21 protein-coding genes are annotated in these 19625 nt (G+C 69.9%); 6 read left to right on the top strand and 15 right to left on the bottom strand.

The annotated features are described in order from the left end of the window. Positions 1 to 2: 2 nt before the first annotated feature. From ACIBCK_RS15935 to ACIBCK_RS15945, 3 genes are all read right to left on the bottom strand, one after another. Positions 3 to 887 carry an SRPBCC family protein gene (locus tag ACIBCK_RS15935; RefSeq protein WP_399390534.1) on the bottom strand — a complete coding sequence of 295 codons (885 nt, stop codon included), beginning with the start codon at positions 885 to 887 and terminating at the stop codon, positions 3 to 5. A gap of 22 nt (positions 888 to 909) precedes the next feature. Further along, positions 910 to 1242, bottom strand: a complete 333-nt coding sequence (locus ACIBCK_RS15940; RefSeq protein ID WP_399390536.1) for an ArsR/SmtB family transcription factor — start codon at positions 1240 to 1242, stop codon at positions 910 to 912. A gap of 70 nt (positions 1243 to 1312) precedes the next feature. Then, on the bottom strand, positions 1313 to 3436 hold the full coding sequence (locus ACIBCK_RS15945; protein ID WP_399390537.1) for a HelD family protein: 2124 nt from the start codon (positions 3434 to 3436) through the stop codon (positions 1313 to 1315). A 67-nt stretch (positions 3437 to 3503) separates the two neighbouring features. On the opposite strand from ACIBCK_RS15945, the gene ACIBCK_RS15950 reads away from it, so the two are divergent. Then, on the top strand, positions 3504 to 4208 hold the full coding sequence (locus ACIBCK_RS15950; RefSeq protein WP_399390539.1) for a TetR/AcrR family transcriptional regulator: 705 nt from the start codon (positions 3504 to 3506) through the stop codon (positions 4206 to 4208). A 115-nt stretch (positions 4209 to 4323) separates the two neighbouring features. Here the strand turns inward: ACIBCK_RS15950 and ACIBCK_RS15955 are convergent, their stop codons facing one another. After that, positions 4324 to 5091 (bottom strand): TetR/AcrR family transcriptional regulator, encoded by a 768-nt coding sequence (locus ACIBCK_RS15955; protein ID WP_399390541.1) that lies wholly within the window; start codon positions 5089 to 5091, stop codon positions 4324 to 4326. A gap of 105 nt (positions 5092 to 5196) precedes the next feature. Here ACIBCK_RS15955 and ACIBCK_RS15960 point away from each other — a divergent pair, with 105 nt between their 5' ends. Both ACIBCK_RS15960 and ACIBCK_RS15965 read left to right on the top strand, forming a co-directional pair. Continuing rightward, positions 5197 to 6234 carry an ABC transporter ATP-binding protein gene (locus ACIBCK_RS15960; protein WP_399390543.1) on the top strand — a complete coding sequence of 346 codons (1038 nt, stop codon included), beginning with the start codon at positions 5197 to 5199 and terminating at the stop codon, positions 6232 to 6234. Then, positions 6227 to 6973 (top strand): ABC transporter permease, encoded by a 747-nt coding sequence (locus ACIBCK_RS15965; protein WP_399390544.1) that lies wholly within the window; start codon positions 6227 to 6229, stop codon positions 6971 to 6973. The genes ACIBCK_RS15960 and ACIBCK_RS15965 overlap by 8 nt, the downstream gene beginning before the upstream one ends. Here ACIBCK_RS15965 and ACIBCK_RS15970 read toward each other — a convergent pair. From ACIBCK_RS15970 to ACIBCK_RS15985, 4 genes are all read right to left on the bottom strand, one after another. Further along, the gene (locus tag ACIBCK_RS15970) at positions 6954 to 7739 is read right to left on the bottom strand and encodes a hypothetical protein (RefSeq protein WP_399390545.1); all 786 of its coding nucleotides are present in this window, start codon (positions 7737 to 7739) and stop codon (positions 6954 to 6956) included. The genes ACIBCK_RS15965 and ACIBCK_RS15970 overlap by 20 nt on opposite strands. Before the next feature lie 135 nt (positions 7740 to 7874). Beyond that, positions 7875 to 9548 carry an HAD-IA family hydrolase gene (locus ACIBCK_RS15975; protein WP_399390547.1) on the bottom strand — a complete coding sequence of 558 codons (1674 nt, stop codon included), beginning with the start codon at positions 9546 to 9548 and terminating at the stop codon, positions 7875 to 7877. Positions 9549 to 9873: 325 nt separating this feature from the next. Further along, complete coding sequence (locus ACIBCK_RS15980) at positions 9874 to 10581, bottom strand: HAD family hydrolase (RefSeq protein WP_399390549.1); 708 nt, start codon at positions 10579 to 10581, stop codon at positions 9874 to 9876. 29 nt (positions 10582 to 10610) lie between these two features. Then, the gene (locus tag ACIBCK_RS15985) at positions 10611 to 11501 is read right to left on the bottom strand and encodes a GntR family transcriptional regulator (RefSeq protein WP_399390711.1); all 891 of its coding nucleotides are present in this window, start codon (positions 11499 to 11501) and stop codon (positions 10611 to 10613) included. 125 nt (positions 11502 to 11626) lie between these two features. Between ACIBCK_RS15985 and ACIBCK_RS15990 the strand changes: the two genes are divergently transcribed. Beyond that, on the top strand, positions 11627 to 11815 hold the full coding sequence (locus ACIBCK_RS15990; RefSeq protein WP_399390551.1) for a hypothetical protein: 189 nt from the start codon (positions 11627 to 11629) through the stop codon (positions 11813 to 11815). A 23-nt stretch (positions 11816 to 11838) separates the two neighbouring features. On the opposite strand, the gene ACIBCK_RS15995 is transcribed toward ACIBCK_RS15990, so the two are convergent. Next, positions 11839 to 12714 carry a winged helix-turn-helix domain-containing protein gene (locus tag ACIBCK_RS15995; RefSeq protein WP_399390553.1) on the bottom strand — a complete coding sequence of 292 codons (876 nt, stop codon included), beginning with the start codon at positions 12712 to 12714 and terminating at the stop codon, positions 11839 to 11841. 243 nt (positions 12715 to 12957) lie between these two features. On the opposite strand from ACIBCK_RS15995, the gene ACIBCK_RS16000 reads away from it, so the two are divergent. Beyond that, positions 12958 to 13143 (top strand): hypothetical protein, encoded by a 186-nt coding sequence (locus ACIBCK_RS16000; RefSeq protein ID WP_351168419.1) that lies wholly within the window; start codon positions 12958 to 12960, stop codon positions 13141 to 13143. A gap of 91 nt (positions 13144 to 13234) precedes the next feature. Here the strand turns inward: ACIBCK_RS16000 and ACIBCK_RS16005 are convergent, their stop codons facing one another. The 3 genes from ACIBCK_RS16005 to ACIBCK_RS16015 all read right to left on the bottom strand — a co-directional run bounded on the left by ACIBCK_RS16005 (position 13235) and on the right by ACIBCK_RS16015 (position 16701). Continuing rightward, complete coding sequence (locus tag ACIBCK_RS16005) at positions 13235 to 14485, bottom strand: GNAT family N-acetyltransferase (RefSeq protein ID WP_399390555.1); 1251 nt, start codon at positions 14483 to 14485, stop codon at positions 13235 to 13237. A gap of 539 nt (positions 14486 to 15024) precedes the next feature. Continuing rightward, positions 15025 to 16002, bottom strand: a complete 978-nt coding sequence (locus ACIBCK_RS16010; protein WP_399390556.1) for an asparaginase — start codon at positions 16000 to 16002, stop codon at positions 15025 to 15027. Positions 16003 to 16062: 60 nt separating this feature from the next. Continuing rightward, on the bottom strand, positions 16063 to 16701 hold the full coding sequence (locus ACIBCK_RS16015; protein ID WP_399390558.1) for an ABC transporter substrate-binding protein: 639 nt from the start codon (positions 16699 to 16701) through the stop codon (positions 16063 to 16065). A 223-nt stretch (positions 16702 to 16924) separates the two neighbouring features. Between ACIBCK_RS16015 and dtd the strand changes: the two genes are divergently transcribed. Further along, entirely contained in the window at positions 16925 to 17362 is a 438-nt protein-coding gene (gene dtd, locus ACIBCK_RS16020) for a D-aminoacyl-tRNA deacylase (RefSeq protein WP_399390561.1), read from the top strand. A 93-nt stretch (positions 17363 to 17455) separates the two neighbouring features. Here the strand turns inward: dtd and ACIBCK_RS16025 are convergent, their stop codons facing one another. The 3 genes from ACIBCK_RS16025 to ACIBCK_RS16035 are packed head-to-tail and all read right to left on the bottom strand — an operon-like array spanning position 17456 to position 19488. Beyond that, on the bottom strand, positions 17456 to 18421 hold the full coding sequence (locus ACIBCK_RS16025) for a YgfZ/GcvT domain-containing protein (RefSeq protein ID WP_399390564.1): 966 nt from the start codon (positions 18419 to 18421) through the stop codon (positions 17456 to 17458). 34 nt (positions 18422 to 18455) lie between these two features. Continuing rightward, complete coding sequence (locus ACIBCK_RS16030) at positions 18456 to 18899, bottom strand: Fur family transcriptional regulator (RefSeq protein ID WP_399390565.1); 444 nt, start codon at positions 18897 to 18899, stop codon at positions 18456 to 18458. Between the two features lie 16 nt (positions 18900 to 18915). Continuing rightward, positions 18916 to 19488, bottom strand: coding sequence for an FABP family protein (locus ACIBCK_RS16035; protein WP_344520961.1), 573 nt, complete (start codon positions 19486 to 19488; stop codon positions 18916 to 18918). Between the last annotated feature and the right edge of the window lie 137 nt (positions 19489 to 19625).

The following is a 19625-nucleotide window of genomic DNA, read 5'->3' on the forward strand; positions in this document are numbered from 1 at the left end:
TCTCAGTCCTCGGCTCCCCGGCCCTCCAGAAGCCGTCCCGCAAGACGCTCGATGCGGGCGTGCCAGGCAGCGAGCGCCTCATCCGTAGCCGTCCCGCTGTCGAACGGTCCGGTCTGCGTGAGGACGAGCCGGGTGCCGTACCCCGTGCCCTCACCGAACTCCCAGCGCACCTCACCCTTGGGATGCACGGCGTACGTGAGGAACTCCGGTGCCCGCAGCGCGGTGACCGGGCCCGCGGAGACGCCGTCGGCCAGGAACCCGTCCGGGGCCGTGTCGCCCTCCAACGGGATCTCGTCCGCGCAGAGTTCGGCCCACACCGCGTCGGCGGACCGCACCAACTGCCGCTCGAAACGGATGCCGTCGCCGGTGACCTGCCCATGGCCGAGGTCGAACTGCTCCAGATACGCCTCGTGCAGCTCGCCCACGTCCCGGCTCACCTCGGCCTGCCCGCCGTCGAGGAACTGACCGAGCGCCGAGATGCACAGCTGCCAGCCCGCGGCGAAGCTCGGGGCGCCGAAACGGTCGCCGAAGGTGTGGACGAGGGTGAGGAGCGAGCCACGGCCGTCGGGGCCCTCCGGCGTGATCTCCCAGCGCAGGTGGTCATCGCCCCAGCTGAAGGCGAAGAGGCGGGGCTCGTCGGCGTCGGTGACCTCGCCGGTCATGCCGGGGCCCTCGTCACCGGGGAAGTGGAAGCCCATCGCACCGCCGGGGCGCAGCTCCAGCGTCACCTCGGAGGGGAACCACTGGGCGAGGTGCTCGGGCCGGGTGATCGCGGCCCAGACGGTGGCGGGCGGGTGCGCGAGGCGGCGCTCCATCCGCAGGACGTTCCGGCCGCCGCCGTCGCCGTCGTCGTCGGCGGGGGTGAGGGTGTCGGAGTGCGGGTTCATGAGGAGTCACCGTCCATGCTCGTCAGGTTTCATCGGGACCCACCCCACCGCCGTCCATGACGTCGAGGTGCCGTTCGAGTGCGTCGAGCCGGTCCGTCCAGAGATGCCGGTAGTGCGCGAGCCAGGCGTCGAGCTCGGCGAGGGGCTCGGGCCGCAGCTCGTACCAGCGCCGCTGCGCGTCCTGCCGCACCCGCACCAGGCCCGCGTCGCGCAGGACCCGCAGATGCTTGGACGTGCCGGGCTGGCTCAGGCCGAGCCGCTCGGTGAGCTCACCGACCAGGTGGGGGCGTTCGAGCAGCAGATCGAGGATCTTGCGGCGGCTCGGCTCGGCGAGTACGTCGAACGGTATGGGCATACTCCGAACATAACTCCAGGGCTATATAACCGCAACAGCATGTACTGCCGCCGACGGGCCCGGGGGCGCCTCACGCCTCCCAGGGCAGCGGCCTGCTGTGCAGCACGTCGAGCCGGGAGACCGCCCTGGTCAGGACCACGTACAGGCGGCTGGGCCCGCGTTGTTCCGCCTCCGCGATGGCGGCGGGCTCGACGGCCACGACATGGTCGTACTCAAGGCCCTTCGCCACGGACGCGGGCAGTACCGTCACGCGTGCGCCCAGGTCGTCGGGGCCCGCGCTCTCGACGCCGGCCTCGGTGAGGGCGGCGCGCAGGCGTGGGACATCGGCGTCGGCGGCGATGACGCCGACCGAGCCCTCGCGGGCCAGCGCGGCACGCACCGACTCGACGACGGCGGCGCCCACATCCCGTACCTCACGAATCCTCAACTCACCGTCCGTACGCAGCGATCGAGCGGGCGGTACGTCGACGCCGAGCGTGGCGAGGACGCGGTTGGCGAGGCCCACGACCGCCTTCGGTACGCGGAAACCGACGGTCAGAGGCGTGACCGAGGCGTCGGGTTTGCCGAGGTGGGCGAGGAGTTCGGGCCAGCCGCGGGCGGCCCACGGGGTGGTGCCCTGGGCGAGGTCGCCGAGGACGGTGAGCGAGCCGAAACCGGCGCGGCGGGCGATCACGCGGGCCTCCATCGGGGAGAGGTCCTGGGCCTCGTCGACGACGATGTGGCCGTAACCGTCGGGCCGTTCGAGCAGTCCGCCGATCTCGTCGAGCAGCACCAGATCGGCGGCGGACCACTTCGCCGACTTGTACGAGCGCGGGGGCTTGGCCCAGCGGATCGCCCGCTGCTCGTCGGCGTCGAGGATGCCGTCCGCGGCGGCGGCGAGCGCGGCCGGGTCCGCGAGCAGGGCGGCGAGCACCTCCTCGGGCCTGACCCTGGGCCAGGCCTCGTCGACGAAGGCCGAGACGGAGCGGGCACGGGAGATCTTCTGCAGCCAGGCGCTGTGCACGGCGCCCGCGCGGCGCTCGGCCTGCTCCTGGATGCGCCGGACGGCGCGGGTGCGCACGCGCTCGCGGCCGACGGCGTAGGGGGGTTCCTCGGCGCGCACGTCCGAGATGATCCGCTCCAACTCGTCGAGCGTGACCCGCCAGGTGTACGAACCGTCGCGCACAGCCAGGGAGTTGGCGGGCGGGGTGACACGCGAGTAGAGCGCGCGGCGCAGGACGGCGGCCATCCGGGCGTCGTGCTTGACGCTCGCGGCGGCCTCACCGTCCCGGGCCCGCACCGGGGCCGTGGGCCTGGCGATCTCGTCCGCGACGGTGGACTGGCGCACGCCTGTCTCACCGAGGGAGGGGAGCACCTCGGCGATGTAGCGCAGGAAGGTGCGGTTGGGGCCGAGGATGAGGAGTCCCGCGCGCTGCACGCGCTGGGGGTGGGTGTAGAGGAGGTACGCGGCGCGGTGCAGGCCGACTGCGGTCTTGCCGGTGCCGGGCGCGCCCTGGACGCAGACGGACGAGGCGAGTTCACCGCGCACGAGGTCGTCCTGCTCGGGCTGGATGGTGGCGGCGATGTCACGCATCGGGCCGACGCGGGGCCGCTCGATCTCACCGGCGAGGATGCGGCTGCCCTGCGCGGGCGGGGTGTCGGCCGCGGTACCGGCCAGTGGCTCGTCCTCGAGTCCCGTGAGGTCGGCGGAGTCGCCCTTGCTGCCGGGGGCCCAGCCGAAGCGGCGCCGGACGGCGACGCCTTGGGGGTCACGGGTCCCCGCCTGGTAGAAGGCGCGGGAGACGGGGGCGCGCCAGTCGACGACGAGGGGCGGGGCGGAGGGGTGCTCGGTGATGCGGAGGCGGCCGATGTGGTAGCTCTGCCCGCGGTGATCACCGGCTTCGGCGGCGTCGGGCCCCTCGGCGGCGAAGTCGAGACGGCCGAAGAAGAGGGGGGCTTCGGGGAGTTCGCGCATCGCTTTGGCGTGGCTGCGGAACTGGTAACCGAGGACTTCGGCGTCGGCGCCGGACGCGGAGACGTCGGCTCCACTGACGACCTGCTCCTCGGCGCCGTCGACCATGCCGGTGAGGGCGGTGCGGCAGGTGTCGTGGTAGCGACGTTCGTGGGCGAGGGCGTCGTGGAGTGACGACGAAGACGTGTCGGAGGGCCGCGGAGAGGTGCCGGGAGGTCGCGAAGACGTGTCGGGAGGTCGCATGCGCCCAAGAATAATGTAACCGAGTAACATTTCTTACTAAGACTCATAACTGCGCTAAACTCCCGCCATGACGGAAGAAGAAGCAGCGGCTGCGGCCGCGGGCACCACCGCCGATTCCGAGGGCGGCGGCCCCGGGCTGCGCGAGCGCAAGCGGCAGCGGATGTACCAGGCGGTCTCCGACGTGGCGATCGCGCTCTTCCTGGAGAAGGGCTTCGAGAAGGTGCCGGTGGCGGAGGTGGCGGAGGCCGCGGACATCTCGAAGCCGACCCTGTTCCGGTACTTCCCGGCCAAGGAGGACCTCGTACTCCACCGGTTCGCCGACCACGTGGACGAGGCGGCGAGGGTGGTGGCGGGGCGCCCCGCCGGGCACTCCCCACTGGACGCGCTGGAGCGGCACTTCCTCGACGGCCTGGAGCGCCAGGACCCGGTGACCGGCCTGTGCGACAACGTCCACGTACTCGCCTTCCACCGACTGCTGTACGGCACGCCGTCGCTGGTCGCACGGCTGTACGCGTATCAGGAGCGGTCGGAGAGGGCGCTGGGCGAGGCACTGAGCGAGGCGACGGCAGGCCCGCGGGCCGGCGACACCCTGCCCGCGCGGTTGGCCGCGGGCCAGATCATCGCCGTGCAACGCATCCTGGCCCTGGAGAACTGGCGCCGGATCGACGCGGGCGCCGACGCGGGGGCCTTGCGGCCGGAGGCGGTAGCTGCGGCGAGGGATGCCTTCGGCCAGCTACGGAGGGGCCTCGCCCAGTACGCGGGCCCCGAGTAACCCGTCCTGGCACGGGTGCCGCCCCGAACAAGCCTCTCCCGCCCACCCGCCCGATTACCCCGCAGTGACGGGGGAACCCCGCGGCCACCCGCCCCTCAAGAGCCCCCCGCTCCCCCTACTCCCCCACCAACACCGCCACCCCATCCAGCACCCGCCCCAGCCCGAACTCGAACTCCGTGTCCTCCTCGTCCGCCACGTCGAGTACCCCCGACGCGAGCGTTCGTCGCAGGGCAGGGAAGCGTTCGGGGGCGGTCGAGGTCAGGGCGTCGATGGTGCGTGCGTAACGCCGCATCACCTCGTCGGGCTCCCGGCCCCCCGCCCTCATGGCCGCGTCCAGATCGGCCATGAGCGTGACCTCGTTCCGCACGAAGCCGCCCACCAGCATCAGGACGGACAGCTTCCCGCCCTCCTCGAGCCCGCTGCCGTCGAGCGCCGCGAGCCCCTGCTCCATCCACTCCAGGGAGTGGGGCGACGCGGGCGGTGACGTGATGGGGATGCGCAGGAGCCACAGGTTGCGCCGGAAGACATCGCGCTGCGCCCGCGCCCACCACTCCAGGCGCGCCCGCCACCCCGTGATCCCGGCGGGCATCTCGGGCGGAGCCCCGGTCGCCGCGTCCTGCATGAGGACGTACAACTCGTCCCTGGCGGAGACGTACCGGTAGAGGGACATCGGCGAGACGCCGAGCGTCTTGGAGACCCGCCCCATGGTGACCGCGCCGATCCCCTCCGAGGCCGCGATGGCGATCCCCGCGTCGACGATGCGGTCAAGACTCAGGCCGGGCTTGGGCCCTTTCGACGGCCGCTCGCGCAGCCCCCAGGCGGTTTCGAGGGTCACGGAAAGCCCCGAGCCCTCCTCGCCGGCGCTTGCACCGTCCACCGTCATGACCGCCTCCGCCTCCTCCTGAGCTGCCGTGCTTGACGCACATCGTAGTTCTGCGTAACCCTTACTCAGTAATGCGTAAGGGTTACGCAGTAGAAGGAGAAACCCATGCCACCCCCAGCCATCGAGGCCACAGCCCTCACCAAGAGCTACCGAACGCGCACAGGAGCCGGAGCCGGAACCGGCGGCGACCGCACCCTCCCCGTACTCCGCGGCATCGACCTCCACGTCCCACCCGGCACCGTCTTCGCCCTCCTCGGCCCGAACGGCGCCGGCAAGACGACCGCCGTCCGCATCCTCACCACGCTCACCGCACCCGACGCGGGCACGGCGCGGGTCGCGGGCCACGACATCCGTACGGGGCGACGCGAGGTCCGCCGCGCGATCAGCCTCACCGGCCAGTTCGCGGCGGTCGACGAGACGCAGACCGGCGCGGAGAACCTCCGCATGATGGCGAGGCTCGCGGGCCTGCCCCGCCCCGCGGCCCGCGCACGAGCCGCCGAACTACTGGCCCGCTTCGACCTCACGGAAGCGGCCGACCGCCTGGTCCGCACGTACTCGGGAGGCATGCGCCGCCGCGTCGACCTGGCGGCGGGACTGGTGGGCGACCCCGAGGTCATCTTTCTGGACGAGCCGACGACGGGACTCGACCCGCGGAGCCGTCAGGGGATGTGGGAGGTGGTGCGCGAGCTCACGGCACAGGGCACGACGGTCTTCCTGACGACCCAGTACCTGGAGGAAGCGGACCAACTCGCGGACCGCGTAGCCGTGTTGCACGAGGGCGCGATCGCAGCAGAGGGCTCCCCCGCGGACCTCAAGTCCCTCCTGCCGGGCCACCGCCTGGACGCGACGCTCACCACCCAGGACGCCTACCTGCGCCTCACCGATCGGGCCACGCACCACTCCCCCGAAACCCTGACGCTCGGCTTCGCGACGGACGGCACGGCAGGAGCCGTACGAGCGCTGCTGGACGACCTGGACCCGGCCCGCACGGATGTCGCGACCTTCAAGCTCCACGCGGCAACGCTGGACGACGTCTTCCTGACGCTCACCACCCCGTCGAACAGCTCGCCACACAGCTCGCCAGGCAGCCCGGCGACCAGCCCGTCCTCCAGCCACCCGCCGAAGGGACTGACCCATGTCTGAAGCCCTGATCATGACCGGCCGGGCGATCCGCATCAGCCGCCGCAACGTGGATGCCCTGATCACCTCGATGGCGCTCCCGGTGATGCTCCTGCTGATCTTCGTGTACTTCTTCGGCGGCGCGATCAGGACGGACACCCGGTCCTACGTCACGTACGTGGTCCCCGGAGTCCTCCTCCTCTGCGCCGGCTTCGGCTCGTCGAACACGGCGATCGCGGTGACGGAGGACTTGAAGGGCGGCATCATCGACCGCTTCCGTTCCTTGGACATCGGCGGCACCCAGATCCTGGCGGGCCACGTCTTCGCCTCGGTGGCCCGCAATCTGCTCGCCACGTCCCTGGTCCTGGCCCTGGCCTTCGCGATCGGCTTCCGCCCGACGGCGACCCTGCCCGGCTGGCTCGCGGCGACCGCCATCCTCCTGGCCTTCATCCTGGCCTTGTCCTGGCTCTCGGCAGCGGTGGGCCTCCTGGCCAAATCTCCCGAAGCGGCAGGCGGCTTCACCTTCTTCGTGAGCTTCCTCCCCTACCCGAGCAGCGCCTTCGTCCCCACCTCCACCATGCCCAACTGGCTCCAGCCCTTCGCCGACCACCAACCGGTGACACAGGTGATCGAATCCCTACGAGGCCTACTCCTCAACCAGCCGGTGGGCGCGACGCCTTGGATCGCCCTGGCCTGGTGCACCGGAATCCTGACCGCTTCGACGGCGGCGTCGAGCGCACTGTTCAGGAGGCGGACGGCGTGAGGGGACGCGCTACGCCCCAGAGCGTCTCGAAGAGCTCCTTGCGCTGCGTGCACTTCTCCCTGGCGGCGGCCCCCGCATCGATGTGCCAGCGCGTCAAAGACGTGTGGTAGCCCATGAGATCGAGCACTTGTCGGTCCGGTGACTCATTCGCGGGACGCTTCTCCACCTTGTCGTAGATTCCGTCGAACAGCTGCTCATCATTGATCAGGCAGAACCTCAGAAAAGGGGAGATGTGCAGGACGCGGAACTGCGGGTCGAGTTCCGCTTTGCGGTCAATATCCAGCCGTCTGGCCAGGGCCGTCATATTGCGTTCGTACTCGCGCACCTTCGCGAGCAGCTCCGCCCGGAACACCTCGTCGTCCTCCGCCTTCCCCTCGCCGTTGAGCATGCCGGGTATTTCCATCGGCTTGGTGAAGTCCGGCACGAGAATGCGCATCGTCACACGCGGCCGCGCGCCGTCGTGGAGGTCCTCCAGACTCCTGCTGACCTGGTAGACGACGGTCTCGCCCGTGAATCCGATGGCATCTATGCGAGCTTCGCGCAACCGCAGCGCCTCGTCGAAATGCTGGCGGAGGTCACGCGTCAGCACCGTCTCCCTGACGGCGGGACGCAGCGCGGCGTTCAGCCTCTGCACCTCGCTGTACAGCACATAACCCATCAGGCTCAGAACAGCACCACCGAGATACGCCTTGCCCTCCAGTGCGTCACCGACCGGCTGCACGAACTGGGCGACCAGCCCGAGGCCGAAGATGGAGAGGAGCAACACCCTGGTCACGATGCTCTCCGACTGTGCCCACCCCTCCACGGCGCGCTCACGAACAGACCGTCTCCGTGCCACCAAGCCCCCCTTGATTCCCACGCGTTGATCCGCAGGGGCTCATGGTGCCCGGTTCGTGGCCCGTCAGGAAGGGCCCGTCTCCACCAGGTCGATCAGGGGCTGAAGCGTGGTGATGACCACCTCGGCTCCGGCGGCACGCAGAGGCACTGCCTTGCGCTCGTCGCGTGCGTAGCCGACGAAGCGGACCCCTGCCTTCTCGGCGGCCTCCAGGTCAGTCGCCGTGTCACCGATCATCAGCGCGCCGTCGGCCGCGAAGCCCAGGGCGTCCAGGGCCCGGCTCAACGAGTCCGGGTCCGGCTTCAGCAGGCTGGGCTGGTCAGTCCGCCCGTAGACGTGGGGCCCGAACGCGTCCAGCAGCCCCACCCTGCCCAGATAGGCGGCCACGGCCTTCGGTGAGTTGTTCGTGACCACGGCGATCGGGCGCCCCCTCGCCTTCAGGGCGCGGATGAGCTCGCCCGCCCCAGGGGTGGGCAGGGCCGTACGCGCCGCCGCCACCTCGCCTTCCGTGAGCAGGACTTCGAGCGCGGCGACCAGGCTCTTGCCCTGAGGGTCTTGATCCATGGCCCTCAGTACGTCGTGCGGGTCGATGGTCCTCCTTACCTCCTCCGTGAGCCGGTCCCCCAGACCGTGCTCGAGGACCAGGTCCCTGAGGTTCTGGGCAACGCTCTCCGAGGATCCGTGCGGGAAAAGGCGACAGATGGGGCCGTCGAAGTCGAAGAGCACACAGCGGCCGTCCGTACGTGTGAGCCATTCCGCGAGTTCAGTGAACTCATCGGCTCCGATCGGCTCGCGCACCTGATCGTCTTCCACAGTGCCCCATTCGTCGGTGGCTCCCGCTGCCGCGTGCTCCGGCCCGCTCCGGGCTCCGGCATGCCAGTCTCGCAGCGCTCGCGAAACCTGCCGCTCGTCCGGTACGTCTGTCAGCTTCAAGGGCTCAGCAGCGCGCCGCAAGGCTCTGCAGACCTTCAGGGCCGCGGCTTTGAAGTCGTCATCGTCCGCGTCCGCGGGCAGGTCCAGAGCTGCCCTCATGACGTCCGGGAACACCGACTGGGCGTACTCGAAGTCCAGATAGACGCCAAGGTCGGTGCCCAGGCCCGCCGTCATGCCCTTGTGGCCCGCGCGCACCATGGCCTCGGACCACAGGCTCGTCATGCGCCGCTGCTCGTCCTTGTCGTAGTCCATTCGTACGAGGTGGGTGGCAAGGTCGTGGAGAGGATCCCCGTATATCGCCGATTCCCAGTCGATGACGACGAGTTCGCCCTCATCGATGACGACATTGGCTCGGTGGACATCGGTATGCAGCAAGCAGAACGGGCGGGACATGAGGGGAGGGCGGTCGGGATCGCCCTTGAACTTCTTCATGACATCGGACCGGATACCCACGGCCTCGAAGAGCGTCCCGAATCGTCCCCGGTTGGGGCGGTGCACCTGCTCCTCGGTGAAATCGATGAGCCAATCGAGGAAGCTCTGGCTCTCCCCGGAGTTCGGCCAGCCATCAGGTCGTGGCGGCAGCTCCTCCTTCGGGACGCCTGCCGTCCGGGCGAAGAACTGTGCGAAGGACTGCATGAGATCGTCATCAACAGGCCCATCGGGATTCACCTCGGACAACGCCTGCCCCGCGCGATAGGCGTGTATCGACCAGTCACCGAAGTCCGCCACACACCGCGGCACTTCACGGAGATAGCGGGTCACCACCGACAGCAACTGCGCTTCGCTGCGCCAAATACGTGGCACCACCTCCACTCCGGCAAGCGGTGTCCGGCACTTGACCTGCGTCCGGAAGGGCATCAACAGGAGGAGGGCCAGCGACCAACCGAGCGGGACGACGTAGTTGACATTGTGATGCCCGTTCGTAACTCGACCATCAGGTCGATCCCGATAGGAATCGGCGAGACGGCGAACCAGCGCCTGATGGGCTCTGCGAGGCAGAGGTGACGACATGAGCGCAGAGGTTATCGCCTACAGCACCTCGCCCTTACCACACGCCACATTCTGGACCCTGTCGGAGCGGGATGGATATCCCTCAGTGGGCAATGGTGAGCAGTTCCCGGCAGGAGTTGAATCAGGATTGTCCCCGCAGCACCTTCAGCAATGGCTCCAGCGAGCTCACCACACACTCCGCCCCCGACTCCTTCAGGAGTTTCGCCTGCCTCTCGTCACGCGCGTATCCCAAGAAGGCCACCCTGGCCCGCAGGGCCGCTTCGCAGTCCGTAGGGGCATCTCCGATCATCAGCGCGGTGGAGGGTTCCGCGCCCATCGCGTTGAGGGCGCGATTGAGGCAGTGCGGGTGGGGCTTGAGGAGATGCAGATCCTGCGTTCGGCCGTAGATGTGGGGGGCGAAGCAGTGGCGCAGGCCGCGGGCTTCCAGATAGTTGGTGACCGCCAGTGGCGAGTTGTTCGTCGTGACGGCAAGCCGGGAGCCCATGGCGTGCCACGTCATGATGAGAGGGTCCGCATATTGTGTGGGCCACGCCGAGGCCACCGCCGTGACCTCCTGCTGCGTGAGCCGCTCCTCGAGCTCAGTCACCAGGTCACTGCCCGGGCGCCTGCGGTCCACCGCCCGCAAGAGGACATGAGGGTCGAGCTGCCCCCGCTCCTCCTTGGTCAGCAGACCTCGCAGCCCCCGCTCCTCGAGCCACTGGACCTGCTCACTCGCGATCCGCGCGGCCGAGTGGCCGGCGAACAGCCTGCAGATGGGTCCGTCGAAGTCGAAGAGCACAAAGCGGGCACGTTTCACCAATTCCCGCAGCATCTCGGTCTCTTCTGCCATCGACTCGGCCTGCGCCATATCAGGAGTCACTAAGAGAGTGTCAGCTCCGTCGCGATGGTTTCCCAGAGCGCGTCGAACCATTTCTGCGACTCCTCCACGAACGCGGTGTCCCGGGGGGCCGTGCCCTTCTCGAAGGAGAACAGCAGCGATCTGAGCCCGGCCACGTCGAACGCCTCCATCTCCGCACTGCCGAGGTCCAGCACGCTGCGCTCGACCGTGTAGTAGCCGAGGAGCGCCTCCGAGCCGTTGAGGAGGTACAGCTTCACCGGCGGTGTGAACGGCAGCGCGCGGAACGACACGTCCACGTCGATGCCGTGCGAGGACCGCAGGGCGCGCAGGTTGTGGCGCAGCACCTGCCCCTGCGTGTTGCGCAGCGCGAGCCAGCGCTCGTGGACCCTGCCGTCGTCGTCCTGACCCTGGGTCGGCCGGGGAAAGGCCAGCGTGATGTCGCTGCTGGGGAGCAGGATGCGCAGGTGGATGGACTCGGGGCGTATGTCGCCCCCGTGGATGAGGCGCAGCGGCTCGCCCAGCGCGATCATCAGCGTCTCCGCCGTGTACGACACCACATCTATCCGCACCTGCGGCTCCGAGAACGCGTCGGCCAGGCGCGGTGCCAGGCTCACCATCGAGGCCTGGGGTTCCACGCCCGCCGATGTCGACACCGGCGGCTCCGCCGCGATGCGGGGCGGGCTGCCCTTGCTGACGTTGGCGAGCAGTCCGTCACTCTGCAGTGTCTTCAGCGCCTGCCGCACCGTCCCCCGTTCCACGCCGAACTCCTCCGCGAGTACCGCCTGCGTGGGGAGGCGGTCGCCCGGTTTGAGGTCGCCGGAGCGGATGCGGTCGCGGAGGGTGTCTGCGATGTCCTGGGGGGTGAGTTTCCTGCTGCCGTTCACTGCAACGTTCTCCTGGGTCACGACCAGACGATACAACTCGCCGCCATCTCAGGGCAGTTGTCTTGAAGTTGTTTATGCCCTGGGACCAAGTGGGGACAACCTAAGTGAAGTTGGTTGCCAACTCACCCGAGATGGCAGAAGGGGGAACCATCATGGCCGTCCTCGCCCTCCTCGCAGCAGCCTTCGCCGTCATCTTCGAGCAGTTCGTCCAGTGGCGGTACGGGCCCGTGGGCATCATCGGGCTACTGCTCCTGACCATCGGAATCAAGGCGAAGAGTCCCACCTGCAGCTCCATCGGCGCCGTCGTACTCGCACTGATGATGACCGGGCCCGCGCTCTAGCCAAGGGCCGGCCGAGCTCCCCGCTAACGGCGGGCGAGTTCCAGGTCCTGGCTGATCGTGCCCCACAGCGCGTTGAACCACAGATGGGACTGCTCCACGAACGTCGTGTCCCGCAGGCCATCGCCCTGGTGGAAGGGGAAGAGCATCGACTGCGCGCCCTGGGCGTCGTACATCTCCAGGTTCTCGTGGTCGATCTCTTCGCTCTGCCTGGTCAGCGTGTAATACGCGAAGAGCGCCTCGGAGCCGTTGAGGAGATACAGCTTCACCGGCGGCGTGAACGGCAGCGCGCGGAACGAGACCTGCACGTCGATGCCGTGCGAGGCCCGCAGCGCGAGGAGGTTGTGGCGCAGCACCTGCCCCTGCGCGTTCCGCTGGTCGAGCCAGCGCCTGTGCACCTGGCCGCCCTCGTCGTCCCCGCTGTCCACCGGCGCCGGAAAGGCGAGATCGATGCTGCGGCTCGGCAGCAGCACCCGGACGTCGACCTTGGCCGGTTTCCGCTGTCCGGCGTGAATCTGACGGAGCGGTTCGCCGATCGCCATCGTGAGCGAGATGGAGGTCAGACAGAGCGCGTCGATCTCCACGTGCGGGGCCTCGAACGCCGCGGCGATGCGCGGGGCGAGACCGACCATGGTGGGCTGCGGCTTCACCCCGCCGGGTCCGGACAGCACCTGCTTCGAGGTCATGGCGACCGTCGCGGGGCTCCCCTTGGACACGTTCGCCAGCAGGTTCTCGCCCCGCAGCGTGCGCAGCGCCTCGCGTATCGCGCCGCGCTCGACGCCGAACTCCTCGGCCAACTCGGCCTGGGTCGGCATGCGTTGGCCCGGCCGCAGCGCACCGGACCTGATCCGGTCGCGCAGTTCGTCGGCCACCTCGTGGTGCGATCTTGGCAGCCTCTTCATCCCATTGACTGGGGCAGGTTCCGGGCTCACAACCAAACAGTACAACTTCGCGCCATCTTTGGGGAGTTGCTCGGAAGGTGGTTATGAATCGAGCCATCGCGGAGATAACTCAGATGGAGTTGGTAGCCAACTTAGGCAACCTGGCAGGAACCTCAAGGGGTTGGCCACCAGGGGTGGGCCTTCGGAAGGCTGCCGACCGGATGGGACGGGGACCGCTTGCCCCGTCCCGAAAGGGGGAACGTCATGCCGCTCATCGCCATCGTCATCGCCGCCCTCGCCATCGGATTCGAGCAGCTCATCCAGTGGAAGTACGGACCGATGGGCATCGTCGCCTTCGTCCTGCTGACCGTGGGCATCAAGGCCAAGAGCACCAAAATCAGCGGCGTCGGGGCTGCGCTCCTCGTCCTGCTGCTCGCCCAGTCGGGCTGACAGAGCTGGCTGACCGGGCTCCCATCCGGAGGGGAGCCGGGAGTCCGGTCAGCCATCACCACGACAGGTGCAGCGACACCAGGTACACCGGTCAGAAGATGTCCGGGCACCACGGGCGTCGGGACGTACGGAACAGGGCGTCGGCGACAGCTGCGGCGCCCGCCCGCTCCTCCGTGACCCGCCCCGCCGCCGCGAGCCGCACCGCGGACTCGTCACCGAGCCACAGCGTCCCCAACTCACCCACGCCAAGGGACAGTTCGGCCGGGTCCGCGGTCGGCGCGCACACCGCTCCGCCGGGCGACGCGTCGAGGCGGTAGCGGCCACCCGCGAGGCCCGCGCGGTCGCCGATCTCCAGGACGAGGGACGCCGACGCCGCGTACGTACGCGCTTCCAGGGCCCGTACGACATCCAGGATCCGCACCCAGAGCCAGTCCGTCTGCCTGCTGAGGCCGGCGGCGCGCGGGTCGGGCAGGAAGAGCGGGAGCAGGTCGTCGGGGGCGCGGTTGCCCGTCTTGACGACGCTGACCCAGTCGATCGAGCAGACGTAGTGCCACAGGGCGCGTTCGGCAGCGGGCGTGGTGGCGATCAGCCCCTGCACGGTCGCGGTGTTCCGCGGCTGGCTGCTGTCGCTCCAGCTGTCCTCCGTCGCGTACGTGACCAGGCCCTCGACCTCGCCGGACGGGGAGCGGTAGAGCGCGTAGAAGGGCTCGGTCCACGGGTTCTCCGGGGTCACGAGCTGCCCGGTGTTCTCCAGCCACCAGCGCTCGTCGCGGCTGATGACGCCGTGCCGCTGGGCGCGCAGCCGGTCGTGCAGGAGCGGGCCCTCCTTGCGTACGTCGCCGCCGCCCACGAGGTCGATACGGGCGCCGTCGTCCGGGCCCGCCCAGCGGGGGTCGAGGCCGGCCCGCGGTACGTCGATGGTCCACTCGGTGACGGTGGTGGCGGGCCCGAAGCCGTAGCGGCCGTAGATCGGGTGCTCGGCGGCGATCAGGGTGGCCACGACGTCGCCGCGCTCCTTGGCCGCGGTGAGGTCGGCGGACATCATGCGGCTGAGGAGGCCGCGGCGGCGGTGCGTGGGGGAGACGGTGACGCCCGATATGGCGTTGGCGGGGACGGGGGCGCCGCCCACGGCGGTGAGCTGCTGCGGGAATGACCTGAAGGTCGCGACGGCGCGGTCGCCGTCGAAGGCGGCCTGGTTGCGGCGGACGTCGAGGCCCTCCCTGCGCAGGGCGACCACCTCGTCCGAGACCTTCGCCAACGGCCGCAGGAACCCGGCGTTGACGGCCCGGATCCACTCCGGGAGTTCGTCCTCGGTGATGGCCCTGACGTCAAGATCGCTCATACGGCCAGGCTAGGTCCGCGGGGGCGGGGGGTGCATCTGGTTTCCCGGGGGCGCGGAGACCCCGGGGCCCGGGTGGCCGCCCTTCGTCTGCGGGACGTCTCTGCCCCGGCCCGCCGCTCCGCGGCGGATCTTTCCCGCCCACCCACCCGATTGCCCCGGAGTGATCCGGGGGGGGCGGGTCCGGGATATCGGCTGCGCAAGGCGGGACGAGGCGGGTGGGAGATGGCCGCCACGCAGGGCGGGGCCGAAGCAGGTGGGAGAGCCGCCGTGCAGGGCGGGGCCGAAGCGGGTGGGAGAGCCGCCGTGCAGGGCGGGGCCGAAGCGGGTGGGAGATAACCGCCGCGCACCGGCCGCGCCGAAGCAGGCGGGAGAAAGCCCTCACGCAGCGGCGGAACCGAAGCGGGTCGGTGATAGCCACCCCACAGCAGCCGCACCGCAACAGGTCGGAGATAGCCGCTAGGCAGCGGTCGGACCCGAAGCACGCGGAGAAAGCCGCCCGCGCAGGACGGACCCGGCGCAGGCCCCCCCCCCGCCAGCTCCTAGAACGCCGCCCGGATCTCCCCCACCTCGGTCGCGCCGCCCAGCAGTGGTGCGTGGCCGATTCGGGTGAGCACGTCGTCCTCCACGCCCGCCAGGCGCAGCGCGCGGGCCAGGACGGGGCCCAGGGCCCGTATCCCCCCGTCGTCCACCTTGAAGGCGAGCGCGCGGCCGTCAGGAAGTGCGAACGCCTGGACCGCCTCGGCGCCCATCTTGGAGAGGGCGCCGGGAATCTCCCGCATGAGCCAGGTGTCGGGGCGGCGCGTGCCGGCCACGTACTCGGGGTGGGCCCGCATCGCGTCCGCGACCCTGCGCTCCGCCGTCCCCTCGGGGGCGAGGACGAAGTGCCGGAAGGCGCGGGCGAGGCCGGTCAGGGAGATCGCCATCAGGGGGGCGCCGCAGCCGTCCGTACCGACGGCGGCCACCCGCTCCCCCGCGGCCTCCTCGACGACCTGGAGGATCAGCTGCTGGAGGGGGTGGCCCGGGTCCAGGTAGGAATCCGTGGGCCAGCCGTTCAGGTCGCACACCGCCAGCATCGCCGCGTGCTTGCCGGAGCAGTTCATCGTGACCCGGTCACGAACCGCGCCCGCCGCCAGATAGGTCTCCGCCTCGACCGCGTCCAGCGGGAGATCGGGCGGGCACTGCAGGTCGGCCGCCGTCAGACGGTATTCCGCCAGCATCTTCTGGACGAGGTCCCGGTGGAACACCTCTCCGGAGTGGCTCGCCGCCGCCAGCGCAAGACGCTCGCCCGCCAGGTCCAGCCCCGCCCGCAGCACGGCCGCCGCCTGCATCGGCTTGTTCGCGGACCTGGGGAAGACGGGGGCGGTCACGTCGCCCATCGACAGCTCCACGCTGCCGTCCGCCGCGAGCAGCACCAGGCTGCCCCTGTGACGGCCCTCGACGAAGCCTGAACGTACGACCTCGGCGAGGACCGGGGCTATGACAGGGGTGGCGACGGACTCGGCGGACGTCGAGGTCATCTTCGGCCTTCCGGGGCGGGGGTGGCGTGGCGGCCGCCCGCGGAAGCCGGGGTCACCGGGTCACGCGAGCAGGTCGTCCACTTGTGCTTCGCCTTCACGGTACCTGCGGGCGATCTCCGCGCTGCAATCGTCCGCCGTGCGCTGCAGCTGCTGGCGGCGCCGGGAAACCTGCTGCTCGTAGCGCGTGAGCCGGCCCATGGCCGTGTGCAGCTCGTCGTCCGTGCGGGCGTCCAGGTCGGAGAGCTCGACCTCGGCGAGCATCTCCGTCGCCAGGAGGCCGTACTCCGCGCTGTGCGGCGTGCCCAGCGTCACATGCCTGGCCGACGACCGGTGCCGCGCGGGGGCGTCCGTGAGGATCTCCGAGAGCCGGTCCACGAGCGGCCCCTCCGGAGCCGGGCCGCCCTCCGGTCCCGGCGCCGCCGGGTCCCTGCGGCGCGCGACCTCGGCCCGCAGGATGTCGATCCGCCCCTGGAGCAGACGCCGCACGTAGCTCAGGTCGGCCTCGTTCTGCTGTGCGTCCCTGCGCAGCTCACGCAGCTCGCGCAGGAGCAGCGCGGCGATGTCGTGCTCGGGCTGCTCGGACAGCACCGCACTTGCCGTGCGCTGCTTGGGCGGGCGCGGCACGTTCGTACGTCGCGCCGCGCTCAGGCGGGTCAGCGACACAGATCCGGGCGGCTGCCCCGTACTTGGTGTGCTCATGTGGCTCTACCGTCCCCTCGACCGGCGCGGTACACCGCGTGTGAGCATCGTGCCACCCCCGGTGGCCGCTATGTGAGCGAGTGCCCCTAATCGGCCCCAGATGGGGGTTTCAGGACACCCCTGGGCGGCGCATACGGCGGCGCCCCACGGCCGTACGGAGCAGGCGCGGGGACGGCACGGAGCGGGCGGCCGGGCAGGCGGCCGAGCAGGCATGATGGGCCGTATGCGTGCTGTGGTGCAGAGGGTGGACGGGGCGAGCGTCGTCGTCGACGGCGGGAACGGGCCCGAGACGGTCGGCGAGATCAACGGCGAGGGGCTGTGCGTCCTGGTGGGCGTGACCCACGAGGACACCAAGGAGAAGGCGGCACAACTGGCTCGAAAACTCTGGTCCGTTCGGATGCTGGCCGACGAGAGGTCCTGCTCCGACATCGACGCCCCGCTGTTGGTCATCAGCCAGTTCACGCTCTACGGCGACGCGCGCAAGGGCCGCAGGCCCACCTGGAACGCCGCCGCACCCGGCGACGTCGCCGAGCCCCTGGTCGACGAGGTCGTCGCCCAACTGCGGTCCCTGGGCGCGACGGTGGCGACGGGCCGCTTCGGCGCACAGATGCGGGTGTCTCTGACGAACGACGGCCCGTTCACGGTGCTCCTGGACATGTGACAGCAACGGGCGGGCGGGCAATCGGGTGGGCGGGCGGGAAAGATTCGCCGCGAAGCGGCGTGCAGGACCACCGCCCAAGGCCGGCCGCCCAGGCTACGGCTCGACCACGACCTCCTGCGAAGCCGCCACCGCCCCCGCCAGCAGCCCCGCGTCCAGCGGAACGTTCCGCTTCACCAGGGCCAGGGCGATCGGGCCCAGCTCGTGGTGGCGTACCGCTGTGGTGATGAAGCCCAGCTTCCGGCCCTCCTCACCCTCCGAGGCCAGGCGCAGCTCCGTACCGGCCAGCGGCAGGTGCACCTCGCTGCCGTCCAGGTGCAGGAAGACCAGGCGGCGCGGCGGCTTGCCCAGGTTCTGGACGCGGGCGACCGTCTCCTGCCCGCGGTAACAGCCCTTCTGCAGATGCACCGCCGTACCGATCCAGCCCAGCTCGTGCGGGATCGTGCGGTGGTCCGTCTCGAAGCCGAGCCGCGGCCTGTGCGCCTCCACGCGCAACGCCTCGTAGGCGAGGATGCCGATCGCGGGGCCGCTCTCCTCGGCGTACGACTCAAGGGACGCACGCGGCAGGAACAGGTCCCGGCCGTGCGCCGTCTCCCGCACGACGACACCTTCCGGGACCGGCGCGATCGAACCGGCCGGCAAGTACACGACCGCGAACTCGTCCGTACGGTCGGCGACTTCGACCCGGTTGAAGAACTTCATGCTCTCCAGGTACGCGACCAGCGCCTCCTGCGTGCCGGGCTCGACATGCGCCCACACCGTCTCGCCGTCGTCGACGAGATACAGGGCGTGCTCGATGTGGCCGTTCGCGGAGAGGATCAGCGCCTCGGTGGCCCGCCCGACCGGCAGCTCCGTCACATGCTGGGTGAGCAGCAGATGCAGCCAGCTCAGCCGGTCGGGTCCGGAGACGGTGACGACGCCGCGGTGCGAGAGGTCGACGAAACCGGTGCCGTCGGCGAGGGCGCGCTGCTCACGGAACAGATCGCCGTAGTGGGCCGCGACGCCTTCGTCCACGCCCTCGGCGGGGACGGCGCCGGGCAGGGACAGGAGGGGGCTCTTCATGTTCACCCACACTACGACCTGCCGGTACGCGCGGTTATTCCTTGCCGGAGCGCTTGGGCTTGTGGCCGGAGCAGTTCTCGCAGCGACCGAAGATCGCGAAGTGCTTCAGATCCGTGTCGAAACCGAACGTGTCCCGCAGCTTCGCGGTGAACTCGGCGGCCACGGAGACATCCGCCTCGATGACGTTCGTGCAGTCCCTGCACACCAGGTGGATGTGGTGGTGGCGGTCCGCCAGGTGGTACGTCGGCGCGCCGTGCCCCAGGTGCGCGTGACTGACCAGACCGAGCTCCTCCAGGAGCTCCAGGGTCCGGTAGACGGTGGAGATATTGACCCCCGACGCCGTCTTCCGCACTTCGGAGAGGATGTCGTCGGGGGTCGCGTGCTCAAGGGTGTCGACGGCTTCGAGGACAAGCTGGCGCTGCGGCGTCAGCCGGTATCCGCGCTGCCGCAGGTCGCTTTTCCAGTCGGTGCTCACCACACCTCGGAGTGTAGGCCTACTTGAAGAAAGCGATGCCGTCGTCCGGGAGATCGCCGAGGCCCCTGGCCATCTCGGCGACGTCCTCGGGCGAGACGACCTTCTTCAGCTGCGCCGACATGTACGGCCGCAGCGGCACCTCGGGGGTCTGCTTCTCGCCGACCCACATGAGGTCGCCCTTCACATACCCGTAGAGACGCTTGCCGCCGGTGTACGGGCCGGAGGCCGCCGTACGGGCGACCGCGTCCGTGACCAGGTCGATCTGCGGCTTCTGGTCGGCGAGCTCGCCGTACCAGACCTCGACGACGCCGTCGTCGCGCACCATCACGGTCTCGACCTTGCGGTCCTTGTCGATGCGCCAGAAGCCCGACTCGGACTCCAGCGGCTTGACCTTGTTGCCCTCGGCGTCGAGCACCCACGTGTGCGAGTGGTACTCGATGAAGTCCCGCCCGTCATGGGTGAAGGACACTTCCTGGCCGAAGTTCGCCTTCTCGGCGCCGGGGAAGTCGGTGACACCCGCGCCGGCCCAGTTGCCGAGGAGCCAAACGAGGGGCACGAGGTCGGGGTGCAGGTCGGACGGAATCTCGATCATGGGAAGCTCAGACGATCTCTAGGTGGCGTACGGACGTACGGGGCTCAGCGCTGACCCTGGTACAGCTTCTTCACGGCCAGTCCGGCGAACGCGAGAACGCCGACGCAGACCAGAACCAGCAGGGCGGAGAAGAAGGC

The organism is Streptomyces sp. NPDC051218 (assembly GCF_044455475.1).
Taxonomy (GTDB): domain Bacteria; phylum Actinomycetota; class Actinomycetes; order Streptomycetales; family Streptomycetaceae; genus Streptomyces.

Excerpts from the sequence above, each read along its gene's own strand:
- ACIBCK_RS15935 (WP_399390534.1), bottom strand. The coding sequence starts at position 887 with ATGAACCCGCACTCCGACACCCTCACCCCCGCCGACGACGACGGCGAC.
- ACIBCK_RS15940 (WP_399390536.1), bottom strand. The coding sequence starts at position 1,242 with ATGCCCATACCGTTCGACGTACTCGCCGAGCCGAGCCGCCGCAAGATC.
- ACIBCK_RS15945 (WP_399390537.1), bottom strand. The coding sequence starts at position 3,436 with ATGCGACCTCCCGACACGTCTTCGCGACCTCCCGGCACCTCTCCGCGG.
- ACIBCK_RS15950 (WP_399390539.1), top strand. The coding sequence starts at position 3,504 with ATGACGGAAGAAGAAGCAGCGGCTGCGGCCGCGGGCACCACCGCCGAT.
- ACIBCK_RS15955 (WP_399390541.1), bottom strand. The coding sequence starts at position 5,091 with ATGACGGTGGACGGTGCAAGCGCCGGCGAGGAGGGCTCGGGGCTTTCC.
- ACIBCK_RS15960 (WP_399390543.1), top strand. The coding sequence starts at position 5,197 with ATGCCACCCCCAGCCATCGAGGCCACAGCCCTCACCAAGAGCTACCGA.
- ACIBCK_RS15965 (WP_399390544.1), top strand. The coding sequence starts at position 6,227 with ATGTCTGAAGCCCTGATCATGACCGGCCGGGCGATCCGCATCAGCCGC.
- ACIBCK_RS15980 (WP_399390549.1), bottom strand. The coding sequence starts at position 10,581 with ATGGCAGAAGAGACCGAGATGCTGCGGGAATTGGTGAAACGTGCCCGC.
- ACIBCK_RS15990 (WP_399390551.1), top strand. The coding sequence starts at position 11,627 with ATGGCCGTCCTCGCCCTCCTCGCAGCAGCCTTCGCCGTCATCTTCGAG.
- ACIBCK_RS15995 (WP_399390553.1), bottom strand. The coding sequence starts at position 12,714 with ATGAAGAGGCTGCCAAGATCGCACCACGAGGTGGCCGACGAACTGCGC.
- ACIBCK_RS16000 (WP_351168419.1), top strand. The coding sequence starts at position 12,958 with ATGCCGCTCATCGCCATCGTCATCGCCGCCCTCGCCATCGGATTCGAG.
- ACIBCK_RS16005 (WP_399390555.1), bottom strand. The coding sequence starts at position 14,485 with ATGAGCGATCTTGACGTCAGGGCCATCACCGAGGACGAACTCCCGGAG.
- ACIBCK_RS16010 (WP_399390556.1), bottom strand. The coding sequence starts at position 16,002 with ATGACCTCGACGTCCGCCGAGTCCGTCGCCACCCCTGTCATAGCCCCG.
- ACIBCK_RS16015 (WP_399390558.1), bottom strand. The coding sequence starts at position 16,701 with ATGAGCACACCAAGTACGGGGCAGCCGCCCGGATCTGTGTCGCTGACC.
- dtd (WP_399390561.1), top strand. The coding sequence starts at position 16,925 with ATGCGTGCTGTGGTGCAGAGGGTGGACGGGGCGAGCGTCGTCGTCGAC.
- ACIBCK_RS16025 (WP_399390564.1), bottom strand. The coding sequence starts at position 18,421 with ATGAAGAGCCCCCTCCTGTCCCTGCCCGGCGCCGTCCCCGCCGAGGGC.
- ACIBCK_RS16035 (WP_344520961.1), bottom strand. The coding sequence starts at position 19,488 with ATGATCGAGATTCCGTCCGACCTGCACCCCGACCTCGTGCCCCTCGTT.